Raw genomic sequence first — 20,674 nt, 5'->3', positions numbered from 1 at the left:
CGAGCCTGAGTAAGAATTTTAATTAGTGAAAATGGTGTGCCTATGTGTGAAGAATATGTTGAAAAACCACTTTATTTGTTAATTGCTGATTGGGTGATGGCGCAAAATCGTTGGGTAAGCGCCAAAGAGATAGCTAAGCATTTTGATATGGACCATTGTAAAGCGATTAATACGGTTTCTTATATTCTCTCTGAGGTTGGGGAAATAGCCTGCGAAACCAAGACAATTCCAAACCAGCTTGAGGGACGGGGATGTCAGTGTCAGCGACTGGTGCGTATCAATAATATTGATGCTTCACTGTATACCCGCCTGGGTATCAGTACGCAGGCGAAAGTGGTGAGTCCGGTGAGCCGATCTTGTATGCCTGGCGTACCGCCCAGGGAACTCAATCGCGAGCAAAAATGGCAAATGATGCTCTCTAAAAGCATGCGTCGTTAATGGCCTGTTTGTCGGATGGCGTCGTGAAACGCCTTATCCGACAAGCACATTCACCTTTCTGATTGCCCGGATAGGCGCTGGCGCCATCCGGCATGATTTACATTTCCGATTTGGGTTTCACTTCCGTTGTGCCTTTCAGTCGCGGCCGGTTTGCTTCAACCTGTGTTAACGGTTGTGTTTCATGTAGCGATGTCCGGCAGCGGACGGCGAGATCCTGATATTCCTGCGTATTGAGCCGCTTCCAGCGCAACTCCTCGTCCGTCACTGGACGCAGAAAGCGCGCTGGCGTGCCCACCAGTAGCTGGCGGGGAGCACCTGTAAATCCTGCTTTCACAAAACTCATCGCCGCGACGATGCTCTCTTCGCCAATGACAGCGCCGTCCATGATGACGCTGTTCATGCCGACCAGCGCGTCCCGGCCGACAATACAACCGTGCAGAATCGCACCGTGTCCAATGTGCCCATTCTCATGCACGATGGTATCGGTGTCGCAATAGCCATGCATAATGCAACCATCCTGGAGATTGGCGCCTGCTTCAAGGATCAGGCGGCCATAGTCGCCGCGCAGCGAAGCGTGTGGGCCGATATAAACGCCAGCCCCAACAATCACATCGCCAATAAGCACGGCGCTGGGATGGACATACGCCTCTGGGTGCACCACCGGAATCAGGCCTTCAAAGGCGTAATAGCTCATGAGTATTCCTTTATGTTTTTTGCCGGATGACGGCATAAATACCTTATCCGGCTTACGAAACAGCACTCTTTGTAGACCGGATAAGCGTTAGCGCCATCGGGCATTAACGCCCTTTCCAAACCGGGTCGCGTTTTTCTGCAAATGCCAGCGGCCCTTCGACGGCATCTTCGGAATGCAGTACGGCAGGGTAATGTTTTAGCGCGCCGCTGCGGATGTGGCGATAGCCTTCTTCAACCGACATTTCGCTGGTGGCGCGATAAATCTCTTTGAGCGCGGCGATGGCCAGCGGTGCACTGTCTACCAGCTGTTGCGCCAGTTCGCGGGCGCTGTCCATCAATGCTGACTGGCTCACGACGCGGTTCACGATCCCCCAGCGTAGTGCTTCTTCCGCATCCATGCGTCGGCCGGTCATCACCATTTCATTAACGATGGCAGGAGGCAGCAGTTTGGGCAGACGCAGAACGCCGCCGCTGTCCGGCACGATCCCCAGTTTGGCTTCCGGCAACGCGAAGCTGGCGTTTTCTGCGCAGACAATAAAGTCAGCCGCCAGCGCCAGCTCAAAGCCACCGCCAAACGCATAGCCGTTAACGGCGGCAATGACCGGTTTGTCGAGGTCAAAGATTTCGGTTAAACCGGCAAATCCGCCAGGACCAAAATCTGCATCTGGCGCTTCACCTTCAGCTGCGGCTTTCAGGTCCCAACCGGCAGAAAAGAATTTTTCGCCGCCGCCGGTAATAATGGCCACGCGCAGTTGAGGATCGTCACGGAACTGGAGAAAAACTTCGCCCATTTCGAAACTGGTTTTGGCGTCGATGGCATTCGCTTTTGGCCTGTCCAGGGTAATTTCCAGAATTGGGCCATTGCGGGTCAGATGTAATGATTCACTCATATTTTCACTCCTTAATTATTGTTATTCCGTTACAGAGGCAGCACAGATCCTGCAAAGCGCTGCATCCATTTCGTCGTGATATTTGTTCTGGGCGGGGTGTTTCCCCACCGTGTGCGTTATTTCAGATTTTTTTTGATTATTTTTCCTGAACAATTGCGAGGCAAATCGGTTCGTATCTCCATAAAAGAGGGAACTTTAAATTTCGCCATATTCATTTCACAAAAACCGAAAAATTCATCTTCGCTTAACGTTTCCCCTTCGTTGAGCACCACAAAAGCTTTAATGGCTTCATCGCGAATAGAATCTTTAATCCCGACGACAACGATGTCCTGAATTTTCGGGTGTGCGGAAATAATATTTTCCAGTTCAACGCAGGAGACGTTTTCCCCTCCGCGCTTGATCATGTTGCAGCGCCGGTCGACAAAGTAGAAAAAGCCTTCTTCGTCTCTGTAGCCGGAATCACCCGTATGCAGCCAGCCCTCTGGCTCCAGCGCTTTTGCGGTCGCATCCGGGCGGTCGTAATACTCTTTGAAAATGGTTTTCCCTGGGATGCCTTTGATACAGATTTCACCGGTCTCACCGGGGGGGAGAGGGCGGTTGTTCTCGTCGCGGATTTCGGCTTCATAACAAAAACCGACGCGTCCGATAGAGGGCCAGCGTCGCTTGTCTCCCGGTCTGTCGCCAATGATCCCGACAATAGTCTCCGTCATTCCGTAGGAGGTCAGCAGTCTGACGCCGAAGCGCGCAATAAAGTCATCTTTTTCCTGTACCGACAAGTTGAGGTAGAACATCACTTCGCGCAGGTGATGCTGCCGGTCTTGTGGCGATTCGGGTTGTACCATCAGCGTCCGGATCATCATCGGGATGCATTCGGTGACGGTGGCGCGGTATTTTCGTACCTGTTCCCAAAACGCGCGGGCGCTGTATTTCTCGATCAATACAAAGGTACAGCCCACCGAGAACGCGGCCATTGCCGCCGTACACTGACAGTCGATATGAAAAGCAGGCATGACCGTCAGGTAGATATCATCCTCGCGCAAGGCACATTGCCAGGAGGAGTAGTAGCCTGCGAAACGTAAATTATAGTGGGTGATGACCACCCCTTTAGGGCGTGACGTGGTGCCAGAGGTGAACAGTATTTCGGCGGTATCGTCCGTACTGAGCGGCGGAGCATAATGAAGCGTGGTAGATTGCTGCGTTCTCAACTGAGTAAAGTTGATAATGCCATCTGCCTTTGGAACGTCCTGCCCGATGAGACAAATGCACGTAAGCGGATTGTCGGCATCCTGCTGAATTTGTTGGTACATCGGATAGAACTGACTGCTGGTGACTAACAGCTGTGCCTGGCTACTTTGCAAAATCCAGGTGCTTTCTTCCCGCAGCAACCGGGCATTAATCGGCACCATGACGGCCCCAATTTTTGCCAGTCCAAACCAGCAGAAGATAAATTCCGGGCAGTTATCCAGATGGAGTGCAACCTTATCGCCTTTTCGAATCCCTAACGAATAGAACAGGTTTGCTGTACGGTTGATTTCCTCATTCAGCGAGGCATAGCTGAATTGCTGTACGATGCCCTCGCTGGACTCGAAAATGAGCGCCATTTTATCATCATAGACGTCCGCAAGGTCGTCCCACATCTGACGTAAGTTTTGTCCGCCAACGATATCCATTGCACCTCTATCCGTTTTTCACCGTGATGGCGCTAACTGGCAAAGCCAGCCAGCGCGACCGCGTTTAGTTCTCAACTTTGGCCAGACCTTTGCCGACCAGCTCTTTAATGTCTGCTTCGCTATAACCGATATTTTTAAGAATGGCGGCGGTATCCATGCCGTGTGTAGGCATGCCTCGCCAGATTTTCCCTGGGTTATTTTTGAATTTCGGCATCACGTTCGGCCCTTTACAGGTGCGACCGTCTATCGTTTGCCACTGCGTGATGGATTCACGGGCAACATATTGCGGGTTGTCTTCCAGCTCCGGGATAGTCAGTACTTTTGCACAAGCGATATTCAACTCGGCAAAACGTTCCTGCACCTCGGCGATGGTGTGCGTTGCCAGCCAGGCATCCAGTTTTTCTTCCACTAGAGGTCCATACGGACATTCGACGCGGTGAATCAGCTGCGTGCCTTCCGGGACTTCTGGCGTCCCCAGGATGTGTGCGAGGCCAATATCTTTAAAGCATTCGTTAATTTGGGTAATGCCGACCAGCTCCATGACGATATAGCCGTCCGCGCATTTATAGAGTCCGCACCCGGCGTAGTAGGGGTCTTTGCCTTTGGTCATTCGCGGGCAAACTTCACCGCCGTTGAAGTGATCCATCATGAAGTACTGCCCCATGCGCAACATGACTTCGTACATGGCGATATCAATACTTTCGCCTTTACCGGTTTCACGCACTTTGTGCAGTGCCGCCAGCGCCGCGGTGGTAGCGGTCATGCCGGAAAAATAGTCCGCCGTGTACGGGAAGGCTGGCATCGGCTGATCGACGTCGCCGTTTTGAATCAGGTAGCCGCTGAAGGCCTGGGCGATGGTGTTGTACGCCGGAAGGTTGGTGTACTCCTCGGTACCGTACTGACCAAAACCAGAAAGATGGGCGATGACCAGCTTCGGGTTATGCTCCCAAAGCACTTCATCGGTGATCCCGCGACGGGCAAATGCCGGACCTTTACTGGCTTCAATGAAGATATCGGTGGTTTCCATGAGTTTAAGAAACGCTTCCCGGCCTTCATCTTTGAAAATGTTCAGGGAAAGAGCGTGCAGATTACGACGTGAAAGTTGTGGATAGTTGGGCTGGACGCGGATCGTATCGGCCCAGGCAACGTTTTCAATCCAGATGACTTCGGCGCCCCACTCGGCAAACATTTGCCCGGCGAACGGTCCAGCGATTTCAATCCCGGAGAAGACAACCCTCAACCCGGTAAGTGGCCCAAAGGTGGGCATCGGTAAATGCTCGGTCATGATATGGCTCCTGCTGCATGTTGCCGGACAGCGACGTAAACGCCTTATCCGGGCAACAAAAACGTAGGCCCGGTAAGCGAAGCGCTACCGGGCATTCCATTTAGCGATATTGTTTCAGTACTGCACGACCCAGCGTCAGGATCTGCATTTCGTCAGAACCGCCGGATACACGGTCAACGCGCAGGTCACGCCAGAAACGCGTGATACGGTGGTTGCCCGCAATCCCCACGCCGCCCAACACCTGCATAGCACTGTCCACAACTTCAAACGCAGCATTGGCGCAGAAGTACTTACACATCGCGGCATCACCGGAGGTGATGGTGCCGTTATCGCTCTTCCATGCTGCTTCAAACAGCATGTTTTTCATGGAGTTTAATTTAATCGCCATGTGAGCGAATTTTTCCTGAATCAGCTGGAAGCGACCGATAGTTTCGCCAAACTGCACGCGCTGATTCGCATAGCGCGCGGCATCTTCAAAGGCGCACATCGCGGTACCGTAGTTGGTTAAGGCCACCAGGAAACGTTCGTGATCGAACTCTTCTTTTACGCGGTTAAAGCCATTACCTTCACGACCGAACATGTCTTTCTCTTCCAGTTCGACGTCGTCAAAGTTGATTTCGCAGCAGCTGTCCATGCGCAGACCGAGCTTCTCAAGTTTGTTAACTTTGATGCCCGCTTTGCTCATATCGACACACCATTCGGTATAAACTGGTTTGTCCGGAGAGGCGGCGTCTCGTGCCATTACCACGACGTAAGGGGTATAGGCGCTACTGGTGATAAAGCACTTACTGCCGTTAAGATAAACCTTACCATTTTTACGTGTATAAGTAGTTTTTAAACTGCCAACATCTGATCCCGCTCCCGGTTCTGTGATGGCGGAGTTCCACATTTGCTTCCCGGTCCCCTGGAAAGCCATGATCTTATCGATCTGTTCTTGGGTTCCTTCACGCAGGAAGGTGTTAAACCCACCTGGAAGCTGGTACAGCACATACGTTGGCGCGCCCAGGCGTCCCAGTTCCATCCAGACCGCCGCGACGGTGACAAAACCGGCTTCCAGTCCGCCGTGTTCTTCTGGGATAAGCAGGCTATCAATGCCCATATCCGCCAGTGCTTTTACAAAACGTTCTGGATAGACGCTGTCGCGATCGCACTCGGCAAAATACGCTTCCCAGTTTTCACTGGCCATCAGTTCACGAATACCAGCGACAAACAGTTCCTGCTCATCATTTAAATTAAAATCCATCTTCCAACCTCTTGATATATTGGGGTTAAAGTTACTTGTCTTTCCAGTGCACTTTGGCGTCTTTAATAAAGGACAGCGTCACCATGATATTGACGAAGAACAACGGACAGCCGCCGGCGATAATGGCGGTTTGAATCGGTTTCAGACCGCCGAGCGCCAGCAGGACAATACCGATAATGCCAACCAGCACTGACCAACCGATGCGAATCAGCAGAGGCGGTTCTTCGCCGTCGCGTACTTCGCGGCAGGTCGACATTGCCAGGGTGTAAGAACAGGCGTTAATCAGTGTTACCGTGGCGATAAAGCAGAGGATGAAGAATCCCCACATCGTGGCGGTACTGAACGGCAGTGCGGCCCAGGTTTCGATGATGGCGCGCGCCACACCGTGTTGTTCGATCAACTGCGGAATGTTGAGAATGTTTTTATCCATCAGCAGCAGGGTGTTGCTACCGAGAACGGTCCACAGGATCCAGGTGGATGCGGTCAGACCCAGCACCATCCCGAAGCACAATTCACGTACGGTACGTCCACGGGAAATGCGGGCGAGGAAGATACTCATCTGGATGGCGTAAATAACCCACCATGCCCAGTAGAAGACCGTCCAGCCTTGCGGGAAGCCGCCTTTGCCGATGGCATCGGTATAAAACAGCATGCGCGGGAGATACATCAGCAACATGCCGACGGAATCAGTGAAGTAGTTCATGATGAAGCTGGCGCCGCTGACAATAAACACCCAGCCCAACATCAGGAAACTCAAATAACTACGCACATCACTGGCGATTTTCACCCCTTTTTGCAGGCCGCAGGCGACGCAAATCGCATTCAGGATGATCCAGCAGGTGATGATGATGGCGTCCAGTTGCAGCGTGTGCGGAATGCCAAACAACCACTGCATACACTCTGTGACCAGCGGTGTCGCCAGCCCCAGACTTGTTCCCATCGCAAAGATCAGTGCCACCAGATAGAAGTTATCGACGATGGTCCCGAATAAGCCTTTTGCGTGTTTCTCACCGACCAGCGGCACCAGCGTTGAGCTGGGGCGAATGACGTCCATTTTGCGAACAAAGAAGAAGTAAGCGAATGCGACGGAGAGGAAGCTGTATGTTGCCCACGGTAACGGTCCCCAGTGGAACAAGCTGTAGGCCAGTCCGAGTTCTTTCGCGCCCACGGAATTCGCCGCAAGGGCAAACGGTGGTGTCGAGATGTAGTAGTAAATCTCAATCGAACCCCAGAATAAGACGGCGGCTGAGGTACAGGAGGCAAACATCATAAAAATCCAGCTGGTGGTGCTGAATTCAGGTGCCTCATCGCCTAATTTCTTTTTGGCATAGGGGCCGAAAACCAGCCAGAACCAACCAAAAAGCATCACAATCATGTACCATTCGAATGCCCAACCCCAGACATTCGTGACGTAACTAAATACGGCGTTAATAACGACATTTGCCGCATCAAGATCGCGAACGGTTAGCCAACATAGTATTCCAACAATTATTAATGGCGGAAAAAAAACCTTTGGTTCAATTCCAGATTTTTTCTTTTCATTTTTCATGAGTTAATTCCAGTGTCAAAACAAAATTTATTTTGTGTTCCCGGATGTTATTTCTTGTTTGTTTTTTGTAATAATTATTTAATGATTTATTAACCTCGGGAACGCGTTGGAAAGTACTTCATAATGGGTATTCAGTCCCCTGTGTACTGTTACCTGTGTCACACTTTTATGCTGGGTGATTTTTGACGATTATTTGTTTGTTTTTGATTTAAAATCAAATGGTTATGTGTGATTTTTTTACTTTCGTAACTCTCTGGCATTCAATATTGGTGATCAACAAAACAATATTGAAAGTTTTGGGTTTTGATGGCTGTTTTCAATATTGGTGAGGGGCTTAACATTATTGAAAGTTGAAAATATCAGTGTGTGACATTTTCAATATTGGTGATTAATGTTTTATTTCCGAATTAGAGAGCGTGGTATCTGTATATTTAACACTGCCGATATGAACGACGTTTCCTTCATGATTTCTGGAGATGCAATGAAGATAATTACTTGCTACAAGTGCGTACCTGATGAACAGGATATTGTGATTAATAATGCTGATGGCTCATTAGATCTCAGCAAAGCAGATGGCAAAATCAGCCAATACGATCTGAATGCGATCGAAGCTGCTTGTCAGTTAAAACAGCAGGTTGGTGAAGCGCAGGTTATTGCGCTGAGCGTGGGCGGCAAAGCGCTGACTAACGCAAAAGGGCGGAAAGATGTGCTCTCCCGTGGTCCTGATGAACTGATCGTGGTGATTGACGACCAGTTTGAACAGGCGTTACCGCAGCATACGGCTGCCGCGCTGGCTGCCGCCGCGCAAAAATCCGGCTTTGATCTGATTGTCTGTGGCGATGGTTCTTCTGACCTTTATGCACAGCAGGTGAGCCTGCTGGTGGGCGAAACGCTGCAGATCCCCGCCATTAATGGCGTCAGCAAGATCCTCTCGCTGGCGGATAACACCCTCACGGTGGAACGTGAGCTGGAAGATGAAATCGAAACCCTGAGCATTCCCCTTCCTGCGGTGGTGGCCGTTTCTACCGACATTAACACTCCGCAGATTCCGTCCATGAAAGCCATTCTTGGCGCGGCCAAAAAACCGGTTCAGGTCTGGTCATCTGCGGATATCGGATTCAATGCGGTTGACGCTTATTCCGCTCAACAGGTTGCTGCGCCGAAACAGCGCGAACGTCAGCGTATCGTCATTGAAGGCGATGGTGAAGAACAGATCGCCGCGTTTGCCGATCATCTGCGCAAAATTATTCGTTAAAAGGGGATGTTATGAGCAAGTTTTCCAGTGTCTGGGTATTCAGCGATACCCCTTCTCGCCTGCCGGAACTGATGGGTGGCGCACAGGCTTTAGGTGAACAGATTAATGCGTTTGTGCTTAACGATACTGATGGCGTAACGGCGTTTCAGTCCGGCGCAAATCACGTCTGGCAACTGAGCGGTAAGCCCGATGACCGCATGATGGAAGATTATGCCGACGTGATGGTGCAAACCATTCGTCAGCAAAGCGAGGCGGGAGTGGTGCTGCTGCCCAATACCCGTCGCGGCAAACTGCTGGCGGCAAAGCTGGCGTTTCGTTTGTCGGCTGCCGTCTCCAATGACGCGAGCGCGGTGGAGCAAAAAGAGGGTCGTGCGGCCGTTAAACATATGGTCTATGGCGGTCTGGCCATTGGTGAAGAGACGATCGCTTCGCCATTTGCTGTTATCACGCTCAGCAGCGGCACGTTTGAGGCCGCGGCTCAGGATGCCTCTCTGAGTGGGACTGCGCAGGTTGTACAGTGGCAGTCACCTGAGATTGCGGTGACCCGCACCGCAACGCTGGCGCGTCAAAGCAACAGCGTTGATCTCGACAAAGCGCGCCTGGTGGTCAGCGTCGGGCGAGGCATCGGCAGCAAAGAGAATATTTCTCTGGCGGTCGCGCTGTGCGAAGCCATTGGCGCGGAGCTGGCCTGCTCCCGTCCGGTGGCGGAAAACGAAAAATGGATGGAGCACGAGCGTTATGTCGGGATCTCCAACCTGATGCTTAAGCCAGACCTGTATCTGGCGGTCGGGATCTCTGGGCAAATTCAGCACATGGTGGGGGCGAACGGCTCACAAACCATTTGCGCCATTAACAAAGATAAAAATGCCCCGATATTCCAATACGCTGATTACGGCATTGTCGGCGACGTTATGAAGATCCTGCCAGCGCTCACGAGCGCGTTAGCACGCTGATCCACCAGGCAGGGCCGGCCCCCGGCCCTGCCATCGACAGGTTAATCTGGAGTTCTTATGTCCGAAGATATCTTTGATGCCATCATCGTGGGAGCAGGGCTGGCCGGTTCGGTTGCGGCGCTGGTGCTCGCCCGTGAAGGGGCACAGGTGTTAGTTATCGAGCGCGGCAATTCTGCAGGTGCGAAGAATGTCACCGGTGGGCGTATTTATGCCCATAGTCTTGAACGCATTCTCCCTGGGTTTGCTGAACAGGCTCCCGTCGAACGTGTAATTACCCACGAAAAACTCGCCTTTATGACGGATAAAGGGGCGATGACGGTGGATTATTTCAACGGTGAAGACGCCGCACCTTCACAAGTTTCTTATTCCGTACTGCGCAGTAAATTTGACGCCTGGCTCATGGAACAGGCGGAAGAAGCGGGCGCGCAGCTGATCACCGGCATCCGCGTCGATAACGTCGTTAAACGCGACGGGAAAGTGGTGGGTGTTGAAGCCGATGGCGATATTCTCGAAGCGAAGGTCGTGATCCTGGCCGATGGGGTGAATTCTCTGTTGGCGGAACAACTGGGCATGGCAAAACGCGTTGAAGCAGAACACGTTGCGGTAGGGGTAAAAGAGCTTATCGAATTACCCAAATCGGTGATTGAAGATCGCTTCCAGTTGCAGGGCAACGAAGGGGCTGCCTGTCTGTTTGCAGGATCGCCAACCGATGGCCTGATGGGCGGCGGTTTCCTCTATACCAATGAAACAACCATTTCTCTGGGGCTGGTGTGCGGCCTTCATCATCTGAAAGACGCCAAAAAATCGGTTCCACAAATGCTGGAAGACTTTAAACAACACCCGGCAGTCGCTCCGCTCATTGCTGGCGGCAAGATGGTCGAATATGCCGCGCACGTCGTTCCTGAAGCCGGAATGAACATGCAGCCTGAGCTGGTAGGGGACGGCGTGTTGATTGCCGGCGATGCCGCCGGAATGTGCATGAACCTGGGCTTTACTATTCGCGGTATGGATCTGGCAGTATCGGCAGGTGAAGCCGCCGCGAAAACGGTACTCTCTGCCATGCGTAGCAACGATTTCAGTAAGCAAGGACTGGCGGAATACCATCAGCATCTGGACAACGGCCCGATGCGTGATATGCGCATGTACCAGCGTTTACCTGCCTTCCTCGACAATCCGCGCATGTTTACGCAATACCCTGAAATGGTTGTCGGCATTGCTCGCGATCTCTTTACCATTGATGGCAGCGCGCCGGTGCCGATGCGTAAAAAAATCCTGCGCCATGCTAAGAAAGTCGGCTTTATCAATTTGATGAAGGACGGCATTAAAGGAGTAACCGCATTATGACTTCTTCCGTCAATGTAGACGTCAAACTGGGCGTTAATAAATTCAATGTGGATGAAGAGAATCCACACATCATTCTGAAAACTGACCCCGATAAACAGGCGCTGGAAGTTCTGATTAAGGCCTGCCCTGCGGGATTGTATAAAAAACAGGATGACGGTAGCGTACGTTTTGATTATGCAGGGTGTCTTGAATGCGGCACCTGCCGGATCCTCGGTTTGGGGACGGCGCTGGAAAAGTGGGAATACCCGCGTGGCACCTTTGGCGTGGAGTTTCGTTACGGCTGAGCCCGATGCCGGGTAGCGCTTACGCGCATCCGGCCGACTAAAATATGCAGTTCTGTTAGCCGGATAAGACGTTTTGCGTCGCCATCCGGCAACGTTGCCGATGAAACAGGAAATAGCCATGCAGCAGCCAAGGAATTTTGACGACCTCAAATTCTCATCCATTCACCGCCGTATCATGCTGTGGGGAAGCGGTGGACCCTTTCTGGATGGGTACGTACTCGTCATTATCGGCGTTGCGCTGGAGCAATTGACCCCGACATTGGGCCTGGACGCAGAATGGATCGGTATGCTCGGCGCCGCGACGCTGGCAGGGCTGTTTGTTGGTACCTCGCTGTTTGGCTATATTTGCGACAAGGTCGGACGCCGCAAAATGTTCCTTATCGATATCGTCGCCATTGGGGCGATATCGGTGGCGACCATGTTTGTCTCTACACCGTTTGAACTGCTGATCATGCGCGTGCTGATTGGGATTGTGATTGGCGCGGATTATCCCATCGCCACCTCGATGATCACCGAATTCTCCAACACCCGCCAGCGGGCGTTCTCCATCGGTTTTATTGCCGCTATGTGGTACGTGGGCGCGACCTGCGCCAACCTGGTCGGCTATTGTTTATACGACGTTGAAGGCGGCTGGCGCTGGATGCTTGGCAGTGCCGCCATTCCGTGTCTTATCATCCTGATTGGCCGTTTTGACCTCCCGGAATCCCCGCGTTGGCTGCTACGCAAAGGACGGGTGGAAGAGTGCCAGAAGATGATGATCAAATTGTTTGGCGAACCCGTCGTTTTTGATGACGAACCGCCTAAGGAAACCCGTTTCCTGCAGTTGTTTAACCGCCGCCATTTTCCGTTTGTGCTTTTCGTTGCGGTCATCTGGACCTGTCAGGTGATCCCGATGTTTGCCATCTACACCTTTGGTCCGCAGATCGTTGGATTGCTCGGCTGGGAGCAGGGCCGGAGTGCGGCATTAGGAAATGTGGTGATCAGCCTCTTCTTTATGCTGGGCTGTGTTCCGGCCATGTTCTGGCTGAACAGTATCGGTCGTCGCCCGTTGCTTATCGGCAGCTTTGCGATGATGACCTTCGCCCTGGCGCTGCTTGGGTTTATCCCCAATTTAGGGATCGGTCTGGTGGTGGTGGCGTTTGCGGTCTATGCGTTTTTCTCCGGTGGGCCGGGTATTTTGCAATGGCTTTACCCCAACGAGCTGTTTCCCACTGACATTCGCGCTTCTGCGGTCGGTGTCATCATGTCGCTCAGCCGTATCGGGACGGTGGTCTCCACCTGGGCGTTACCGATTTTCATCACCCGCTACGGAATTAATAACGTGATGCTGATTGGGGCATTGATTTCGCTGATCGGTCTGGCTGTCTCCGTCATGTTTGCCCCGGAAACGCGTGGCCTGACGCTGTTGCAGGCAGGGAATATGAAAATTCGCGGTAAGCCATAAGCGGCCGGAACCACTCGTTCAGAATTCTCATCCTGACCGCTCAAGAATATTGACTATAAGCCTGGTGAATAACTGACTACACTCTGTGGTAAAAGAGTGTCGCAAAATAACAGGCTAATCATGATTCTTATCATTTACGCGCATCCTTATCCGCACCATTCGCATGCGAATAAGCGGATGCTCGAACAGGCAAGGATGCTGGGCGGTGTAGAAATTCGCTCTCTTTACCAGCTTTATCCCGACTTCAGTATCGATATCGCCGCAGAACAGGAAGCGCTATCCCGCGCTGATCTGATCATCTGGCAACACCCAATGCAGTGGTACGGCGTTCCCCCCTTGCTTAAACTCTGGATGGATAAAGTCCTTTCTCACGGCTGGGCCTACGGGCACGGAGGAACCGCGCTTCGCAATAAACACCTGATGTGGGCCGTCACCACGGGCGGCGGCGAAAGCCACTTCGATATTGGCGCACACCCAGGTTTTGACGTGCTTTCTCAGCCTTTGCAGGCCACTGCAATTTACTGCGGACTGACCTGGCAACCGCCGTTTGCTATGCATTGTACTTTTATTTGTGATGACGAAACGTTGCAGGCGCAGGCGCGTCACTACAAGCAGCGGTTGATGGAATGGCAGGAGGCGCACAATGGATAGCCACACGCTAATACAGGCGTTAATTTATCTGGGCTCTGCGGCGCTGATTGTGCCGATTGCCGTGCGGCTTGGTTTAGGGTCGGTACTGGGGTATCTCATCGCCGGATGCATTATCGGCCCGTGGGGATTACGCCTGGTGACAGACGCCGAATCTATCCTGCATTTTGCTGAGATCGGCGTAGTGCTGATGCTGTTTGTTATCGGTCTTGAGCTGGATCCGCAGCGTTTGTGGAAACTGCGGGCATCGGTGTTTGGCGGCGGCGTTTTGCAGATGGTGGTCTGTGGCGGCCTGATTGGTCTGTTTTGTATGTTCCTCGGTCTGCGCTGGCAGGTCGCAGAACTGATTGGTATGACGCTGGCGCTTTCTTCGACAGCCATCGCCATGCAGGCGATGAACGAACGTAATCTGACGGTTTCTCAAATGGGGCGTAGCGCCTTTGCGGTGCTGCTGTTCCAGGATATCGCGGCGATTCCGCTGGTGGCGATGATTCCATTGCTGGCGGCCAGCGGCGCGTCCACCACCCTGGGGGCGTTCGCACTTTCTGCATTGAAAGTCGCGGGCGCGCTGGTGTTGGTGGTGGTGCTGGGGCGCTATGTCTCGCGCCCGGCACTGCGTTTTGTGGCTCGCACAGGTCTGCGGGAAGTCTTTAGCGCCGTGGCGCTGTTTCTTGTTTTCGGCTTCGGATTGCTGCTGGAAGAGGTGGGGCTCTCAATGGCAATGGGCGCGTTTCTGGCTGGCGTGCTGCTGGCGAGCTCAGAATACCGACATGCGCTGGAAAGCGATATTGAGCCGTTTAAAGGGCTATTACTGGGACTGTTTTTCATTGGCGTCGGCATGTCGATCGATTTTGGCACGCTGATCGATAACCCGCTGCGTATTGTCATTCTGCTGGTGGGTTTCCTGGTCATTAAAATGGGCATGCTGTGGCTGGTAGCCCGACCGTTGCAGGTTCCGAACAAACAACGTCGCTGGTTTGCCGTATTATTAGGGCAGGGGAGTGAATTTGCGTTTGTGGTGTTTGGTGCGGCGCAAATGGCGAATGTGCTGGATCCTGAATGGGCGAAAGCGTTGACGCTGGCGGTTGCTCTCTCTATGGCGGCGACGCCGATTTTGCTGGTTCTTCTGACACGGATGGAAAAATCTGCGGCAGATGAAGAACGTGAAGCGGATGAAATTGACGAAGAACAACCGCGCGTGATCATTGCCGGGTTCGGGCGCTTTGGTCAGATAACCGGTCGTTTGTTGTTGTCGAGTGGGGTGAAAATGGTCGTCCTCGATCACGACCCTGACCATATTGAGACGCTGCGTAAATTTGGTATGAAGGTGTTTTACGGCGATGCGACGCGCATGGATTTGCTGGAATCTGCGGGGGCTGCAAAAGCAGAGGTGTTAATTAACGCCATTGACGATCCGCAAACCAGTCTTGAGCTGACTGAAATGGTGAAGACCCATTTCCCCAGTCTGCAAATTCTTGCCCGCGCCCGCGATGTCGATCACTACATTCGTTTGCGACAGGCCGGGGTGGAGATGCCGGAACGTGAAACCTTCGAAGGCGCGTTAAAGACCGGGCGTCTGGCGCTGGAAAGTTTAGGGCTAGGTCGTTATGAAGCGCGTGAACGCGCGGACTTGTTCCGCCGTTTCAATACGCAAATGGTTGAAGAGATGGCAATGGGGGAAAATGACGCAAATGCCCGCGCGGCCGTCTACAAACGCACCAGTGCAATGCTGAGTGAAATCATCACCGAAGATCGCGAACATTTGTCTTTAATTCAACGCCATGGCTGGCAAGGCACGGATGAAGGTAAACATACGGGCGACGTTGCCGATGAGCCGGAAGTAAAACCGTCAGCATAAGGTAAAAAATGTGATGTTCTGCAAACTTTACTGCTAATTGACTGTTTTTGAACTACTGTAAGGCTGGCACTCCACTTTAAATGAGTGGGGTCGCCAGCAGAACGGAAAATTTTCGTGCTCATCTTCTTTCCGCCAGTCGACGAAAGATTGCGCTTTCCGTATAGTGGCGACAATTTTTTTGCATCCGGGAATTATTCAATGATCAGTCTGATTGCGGCGTTAGCGGTAGATCGCGTTATTGGCATGGAAAACGCCATGCCGTGGAACCTGCCTGCCGATCTCGCCTGGTTTAAACGTAACACGTTAAACAAGCCTGTCATTATGGGACGTCACACTTGGGAATCCATCGGTCGACCGCTGCCAGGGCGTAAGAATATCGTTATCAGCAGCCAGCCAGGTACCGACGATCGTGTGCAGTGGGTGACCTCTGTTGACGACGCGGTGGCCGCGTGTGGTGATGCGCCAGAGATTATGGTGATTGGCGGTGGCCGCGTTTACGAGCAGTTCCTGCCGAAAGCGCAGAAGCTGTATCTGACGCATATTGATGCCGAAGTTGAAGGGGATACGCATTTCCCGGACTACGAGCCTGATGACTGGGAATCGGTATTCAGTGAGTTTCATGACGCCGATGAGCAGAACTCACACAGCTACTGCTTCGAGGTCCTGGAACGCCGGTAAGCGAGAATCAGGCGCATAGTGCCGGATGGCGACGCTGACGCGTCTTATCCGGCCTGTATTTCTGTTGCGCGATTACGACGCCACCGCTTCATGTCCGCCAGGATTTCGGTGGCGGTTTGATGGCTGTACAAAATATTTTTTATCTTCCCAACGCAGGCAGGTTAAGTCACCGCCCCAGCAGCATCCCGTATCCAGCCCGTAAATTCCCTCTGGCGTGCCTCTTCCTTCCAGTGAGGCCCAGTGTCCAAAAGCAATGCTGTACGCTTCGCTAACGGGTCCCGGAATGGCAAACCAGGGCTTCAGCGGCGCCGGTGCGTTTTCCGGTGACTCTTTGCTGTACATATCCAGTTGACCGTTCGGAAAACAGTAGCGCATACGGGTAAACGCGTTGGTGATAAAACGCAGGCGCGCCAGCCCCGTTAACTCTGGTGTCCAGTTGTTTGGCATATCACCGTACATCGAGTCCAGAAAGAAAGGGTAAGAGTCGCTGGATAAGACCGCTTCGACATCGCGTGCGCACTCTTTGGCGGTGTGTAGATCCCACTGCGGTGTGATGCCCGCGTGGGCCATGACCAGTTTCTTCTCTTCATCAACCTGTAATAGCGGCTGACGACGCAACCAATTGAGCAGTTCGTCGGCGTCTGGCGCTTCCAGCAGCGGGGTAAGCCTGTCTTTGGGTTTATTGCGACTGATGCCGGCAAATACGGCCAGCAGATGAAGGTCGTGATTGCCCAGCACTAAGCGAACGCTGTCACCCAGCGACTTAACGTAGCGCAGCACGTCCAGCGAACCGGGACCACGGGCGACCAGATCGCCCGTCAACCATAAGGTGTCATTCCCTGGGGTAAATTCTACTTGTTCTAACAATGCGATCAGTTCGTCGTAGCAACCGTGAACGTCGCCAATGAGGTATGTTGCCATCGCTCTAGTTTTAATGAATGAGTGTAGGAACAGCGAGTCGAAATACGGGGATATCGATCGTAAAGGCAACGCCATTTTCGTCGATCATTTCGTAATGACCCTGCATGGTGCCCAGCGGCGTTTCAATGACGGCACCGCTGGTATACTGATATTCTTCACCAGGCGCGATGTGTGGCTGTACGCCAACCACACCTTCACCCTGTACTTCAGTTTCACGGCCATGACCATTGGTAATCAGCCAGTAGCGACCTAACAGCTGTACTGGCGCTCGCCCCAAATTGCGGATGGTAACGGTGTACGCAAAGACGTAACGTTCATCATCAGGTGCGGACTGTGCCTCAATATAGACGCTTTGTACCTGAATACACACTCGGGGCGAATTGATCATGCTTAACTCTCCTTCGACGGCGGGTTTTCTGACAGATAGTTCGCCATCTTGCAGTATTGCGCGACAGAAATATTTTCTGCCCGCATTGCCGGGTCAACGCCCAGTTCGATCAGCAGCTCAACGCTAAACAAATTACCGAGGCTGTTGCGAATCGTTTTGCGACGCTGGTTAAAGGCTTCGGTAGTAATACGGCTCAGTACGCGGACATCTTTGACCGGATGCGGCATTGTAGTATGCGGTACCAGACGTACAACGGCAGAATCCACTTTAGGCGGCGGCGTGAAGGCCGATGGCGGTACTTCAAGAACCGGGATCACCTGACAGTAATACTGCGCCATGACGGTTAATCGACCATACGCTTTACTGTTTGGTCCTGCAACCAGACGGTTCACAACCTCTTTTTGCAGCATAAAGTGCATGTCAGCAATGGCATCAGTATAGCTAAAGAGATGGAACATCAACGGTGTGGAGATGTTGTAAGGCAAGTTGCCAAACACACGCAGCGGCTGCCCCATTTTTTCGGAAAGCTCGCCAAAATTCATGGTCATGGCATCTTGCTGATAAATCGTCAGCTTCGGCCCCAGGAACGGGTGTGTTTGCAGACGTGCAGCCAGATCGCGGTCGAGTTCGATGACCGTGAGCTGATCCAGGCGTTCGCCTACCGGCTCCGTCAGTGCTGCCAGTCCTGGACCGATTTCGACCATGGCCTGACCCTTCTGCGGGTTGATAGCGGAAACGATACTGTCGATCACAAACTGATCGTTGAGAAAGTTTTGCCCGAAGCGTTTACGGGCTAAGTGGCCCTGATGGACTCTATTATTCATTGAGTATTAACAATCATTTTGATGGCGAGATTAAGCGCCGTAATAAAACTGCCGACATCGGCTTGTCCACGACCCGCGAGTTCAAGCGCGGTACCGTGATCAACAGATGTGCGAATAAAGGGTAGGCCCAACGTGATATTCACGCCGCGCCCAAAGCCCTGGTATTTTAGCACGGGAAGACCCTGATCGTGGTACATTGCCAGAACCGCATCGGCATGATCGAGGTATTTAGGCTGAAATAGCGTATCGGCGGGCAGTGGGCCGCTTAAATGCATACCCTGTGCGCGCAGCGCATCCAGCACCGGAATGATCGTATCTATCTCTTCCGTTCCCATATGACCGCCTTCTCCGGCATGCGGATTCAAACCACACACCAGAATATGCGGATCGGCCAGGCCAAATTTCAGGCGCAGGTCGTGATGCAAAATGCCGATAACTTCCTGCAACAGGGCCGGTGTAATGGCATCGGCAACGGCTCTGAGCGGCAGATGCGTGGTGACCAACGCAACGCGAAGTTCTTCGGTTGCCAGCATCATGACCACTTTCTTTGCCTGTGAGCGCTCTTCTAAAAACTCCGTGTGTCCGGTAAATGGCACGCCAGCGTCATTAATGATGCCTTTGTGAACCGGGCCGGTCACCAGTGCCGCAAATTCGCCCTGCAGACAACCATCGCAGGCGCGAGCCAGCGTATCCACCACATACTGCCCATTTTCGACCGCCAACTGACCCGCAGAGACTGATGCGCGCAGCGCGACAGGCAAGAGGGTCAGCGTGCCAGCTGACTGAGGCCTGGCTGGAGAGTGGGGCGAATAAGGGAGTAGTGTGAGCGGTAAACCGAGCATGGCTGCCCGGTCTGTTAATAGCGTGGCATCCGCACAGACGACGAGTTCTACCGGCCACTCACGCTGTGCTAGCTGGACAACCAGGTCCGGACCAATCCCGGCGGGTTCGCCGGGAGTGATGACAACACGTTGAGTTCTGGTCATTAATTGCTCAGAATTTTAACGTATGCGCTGGCGCGCTGTTCCTGCATCCAGGTTGCAGCTTCTTCCGAGAACTTACGGTTCATCAGCATGCGGTAGGCTCTGTCTTTCTGGGCCGCGTCGGTTTTATCAACGTTACGTGTATCCAGCAGTTCGATCAGATGCCAGCCAAAGGAAGAGTGCACAGGGGCGCTCATCTGGCCTTTGTTCATTCGGGTCAGTGCATCGCGGAAGGCAGGGTCGAAAATGTCAGCCGCAGCCCAGCCCAGATCGCCGCCCTGATTGGCTGAGCCCGGATCCTGAGAAAACTCTTTTGCAGCGGCGGCAAACGTGGTTTTGCCACTCTTGATGTTCGCCGCGATCTCTTCCAGTTTCAGACGCGCCTGCTGATCGGTCATGATCGGCGACGGTTTCAGCAGAATATGACGGGCATGAACTTCAGTCACCGAAATGCTCTGGCTTTGGCCACGCATATCGTTCACTTTCAGAATATGGAAACCGACACCTGAACGAATCGGGCCGACGATATCGCCTTTTTTCGCTGTGCTCAGCGCCTGGGCGAAGATACCTGGCAGTTCCTGAATACGACCCCAACCCATCTGGCCGCCTTTCAGCGCCTGTTGGTCAGCTGAATGGGCAATCGCCAGTTTGCCGAAATCAGCGCCGTTTTGCGCTTGCTCAACAACGGAACGCGCCTGGCTTTCGGCTTCGTTCACCTGGTCTGAGGTTGGGTTTTCCGGCAGCGGAATCAGAATATGGCTCAGGTTCAGCTCAGTGCTGGCGTCGTTTTGTTTACCCACCTGCTGGGCCAGCGCATCCACTTCCTGCGGTAGAATCGTTACACGACGGCGTACTTCGTTGTTACGCACTTCAGAGATGATCATCTCTTTACGGATCTGGCTGCGGTAGGTCGAATAGTTCAAACCGTCGTAAGCCAGACGGCTGCGCATCTGGTCCAATGTCATGTTGTTCTGCTTGGCAATGTTGGTGATGGCTTGATCCAACTGCTCGTCAGAGATTTTGACGCCCATTTTCTGGCCCATCTGCAGCAGAATCTGATCCATGATCAAACGTTCAAGGATCTGATGGCGCAGCGTAGCGTCATCCGGAAGTTGTTGACCCGCCTGACCTGCGTTGAGTTTTACTGACTGCATTAAACCATCGACGTCACTTTCGAGTACTACGCCGTTATTGACGACGGCTGCGACTTTATCGACTACCTGTGGGGCAGCGAAACTGGTATTCGCGATCATGGCGATACCGAGAAGCAGCGTTTTCCAGTTCTTCATACTTTTTCCATTTCAATTAACCGCAATGCGGATTACG

At 52.8% G+C, this 20,674-nt stretch carries 20 protein-coding genes; 9 read left to right on the top strand and 11 right to left on the bottom strand.

The window, feature by feature from the left end; genetic code table 11:
- Positions 1-42 precede the first annotated feature (42 nt).
- Positions 43-438 carry a carnitine metabolism transcriptional regulator CaiF gene (caiF, locus tag P2W74_RS19355; protein ID WP_276292880.1) on the top strand — a complete coding sequence of 132 codons (396 nt, stop codon included), beginning with the start codon at positions 43-45 and terminating at the stop codon, positions 436-438.
- Positions 439-535: 97 nt separating this feature from the next.
- Here the strand turns inward: caiF and caiE are convergent, their stop codons facing one another.
- The 6 genes from caiE to caiT form a co-directional block, all read right to left on the bottom strand.
- A complete protein-coding gene (gene caiE / locus P2W74_RS19350) occupies positions 536-1,132 on the bottom strand; it encodes a carnitine operon protein CaiE (protein ID WP_276292879.1) in 597 nt (198 codons plus the stop codon).
- Positions 1,133-1,235: 103 nt separating this feature from the next.
- A complete protein-coding gene (gene caiD / locus P2W74_RS19345; protein ID WP_276292878.1) occupies positions 1,236-2,021 on the bottom strand; it encodes a crotonobetainyl-CoA hydratase in 786 nt (261 codons plus the stop codon).
- A 116-nt stretch (positions 2,022-2,137) separates the two neighbouring features.
- Positions 2,138-3,691, bottom strand: a complete 1,554-nt coding sequence (gene caiC, locus P2W74_RS19340; protein WP_276292877.1) for a crotonobetaine/carnitine-CoA ligase — start codon at positions 3,689-3,691, stop codon at positions 2,138-2,140.
- Between the two features lie 64 nt (positions 3,692-3,755).
- A complete protein-coding gene (gene caiB / locus P2W74_RS19335; protein WP_276292876.1) occupies positions 3,756-4,976 on the bottom strand; it encodes an L-carnitine CoA-transferase in 1,221 nt (406 codons plus the stop codon).
- A gap of 100 nt (positions 4,977-5,076) precedes the next feature.
- Positions 5,077-6,219, bottom strand: coding sequence for a crotonobetainyl-CoA dehydrogenase (gene caiA, locus P2W74_RS19330; protein WP_192611036.1), 1,143 nt, complete (start codon positions 6,217-6,219; stop codon positions 5,077-5,079).
- A gap of 31 nt (positions 6,220-6,250) precedes the next feature.
- Positions 6,251-7,768 (bottom strand): L-carnitine/gamma-butyrobetaine antiporter, encoded by a 1,518-nt coding sequence (gene caiT / locus P2W74_RS19325; protein ID WP_203358965.1) that lies wholly within the window; start codon positions 7,766-7,768, stop codon positions 6,251-6,253.
- A gap of 481 nt (positions 7,769-8,249) precedes the next feature.
- On the opposite strand from caiT, the gene P2W74_RS19320 reads away from it, so the two are divergent.
- From P2W74_RS19320 to folA, 8 genes are all read left to right on the top strand, one after another.
- Positions 8,250-9,023 carry an electron transfer flavoprotein FixA gene (locus tag P2W74_RS19320; protein WP_276292875.1) on the top strand — a complete coding sequence of 258 codons (774 nt, stop codon included), beginning with the start codon at positions 8,250-8,252 and terminating at the stop codon, positions 9,021-9,023.
- Between the two features lie 11 nt (positions 9,024-9,034).
- Positions 9,035-9,976 (top strand): electron transfer flavoprotein subunit alpha/FixB family protein, encoded by a 942-nt coding sequence (locus P2W74_RS19315; protein WP_276292874.1) that lies wholly within the window; start codon positions 9,035-9,037, stop codon positions 9,974-9,976.
- Between the two features lie 57 nt (positions 9,977-10,033).
- Positions 10,034-11,320, top strand: a complete 1,287-nt coding sequence (locus P2W74_RS19310) for an FAD-dependent oxidoreductase (RefSeq protein ID WP_203358962.1) — start codon at positions 10,034-10,036, stop codon at positions 11,318-11,320.
- Positions 11,317-11,604: a ferredoxin-like protein FixX gene (gene fixX / locus P2W74_RS19305; protein ID WP_162380925.1), complete on the top strand. Its 288-nt coding sequence runs from the start codon at positions 11,317-11,319 to the stop codon at positions 11,602-11,604. Before P2W74_RS19310 ends, fixX begins: the two co-directional genes overlap by 4 nt.
- A gap of 118 nt (positions 11,605-11,722) precedes the next feature.
- On the top strand, positions 11,723-13,048 hold the full coding sequence (locus P2W74_RS19300) for an MFS transporter (RefSeq protein ID WP_276292873.1): 1,326 nt from the start codon (positions 11,723-11,725) through the stop codon (positions 13,046-13,048).
- 120 nt (positions 13,049-13,168) lie between these two features.
- On the top strand, positions 13,169-13,699 hold the full coding sequence (gene kefF / locus P2W74_RS19295) for a glutathione-regulated potassium-efflux system oxidoreductase KefF (protein WP_276292872.1): 531 nt from the start codon (positions 13,169-13,171) through the stop codon (positions 13,697-13,699).
- Positions 13,692-15,554, top strand: coding sequence for a glutathione-regulated potassium-efflux system protein KefC (gene kefC / locus P2W74_RS19290; RefSeq protein ID WP_276292871.1), 1,863 nt, complete (start codon positions 13,692-13,694; stop codon positions 15,552-15,554). The genes kefF and kefC overlap by 8 nt, the downstream gene beginning before the upstream one ends.
- 198 nt (positions 15,555-15,752) lie before the next feature.
- Complete coding sequence (gene folA, locus P2W74_RS19285) at positions 15,753-16,232, top strand: type 3 dihydrofolate reductase (protein ID WP_162380932.1); 480 nt, start codon at positions 15,753-15,755, stop codon at positions 16,230-16,232.
- 72 nt (positions 16,233-16,304) lie between these two features.
- Here the strand turns inward: folA and apaH are convergent, their stop codons facing one another.
- From apaH to surA, 5 genes are read right to left on the bottom strand one after another with little or no spacing between them, the layout of a single operon-like run.
- Entirely contained in the window at positions 16,305-17,153 is an 849-nt protein-coding gene (gene apaH, locus P2W74_RS19280) for a bis(5'-nucleosyl)-tetraphosphatase (symmetrical) ApaH (RefSeq protein ID WP_203358957.1), read from the bottom strand.
- 10 nt (positions 17,154-17,163) lie between these two features.
- Positions 17,164-17,541 (bottom strand): Co2+/Mg2+ efflux protein ApaG, encoded by a 378-nt coding sequence (apaG, locus tag P2W74_RS19275; protein WP_192611047.1) that lies wholly within the window; start codon positions 17,539-17,541, stop codon positions 17,164-17,166.
- A gap of 2 nt (positions 17,542-17,543) precedes the next feature.
- Positions 17,544-18,365 (bottom strand): 16S rRNA (adenine(1518)-N(6)/adenine(1519)-N(6))-dimethyltransferase RsmA, encoded by an 822-nt coding sequence (rsmA, locus tag P2W74_RS19270; RefSeq protein ID WP_192611048.1) that lies wholly within the window; start codon positions 18,363-18,365, stop codon positions 17,544-17,546.
- Complete coding sequence (gene pdxA / locus P2W74_RS19265; RefSeq protein WP_276292870.1) at positions 18,362-19,351, bottom strand: 4-hydroxythreonine-4-phosphate dehydrogenase PdxA; 990 nt, start codon at positions 19,349-19,351, stop codon at positions 18,362-18,364. The genes rsmA and pdxA overlap by 4 nt, the downstream gene beginning before the upstream one ends.
- Positions 19,351-20,637 carry a peptidylprolyl isomerase SurA gene (surA, locus tag P2W74_RS19260; protein WP_276292869.1) on the bottom strand — a complete coding sequence of 429 codons (1,287 nt, stop codon included), beginning with the start codon at positions 20,635-20,637 and terminating at the stop codon, positions 19,351-19,353. The genes pdxA and surA overlap by 1 nt, the downstream gene beginning before the upstream one ends.
- Positions 20,638-20,674: the final 37 nt, after the last annotated feature.

Origin of the sequence: Citrobacter enshiensis (assembly GCF_029338175.1) — a bacterium.
GTDB lineage: Bacteria > Pseudomonadota > Gammaproteobacteria > Enterobacterales > Enterobacteriaceae > Citrobacter_D > Citrobacter_D enshiensis.
The sequence above is the reverse complement of the archived record's forward strand: the minus strand, read 5'-3'. Positions and strand labels throughout refer to the sequence as shown.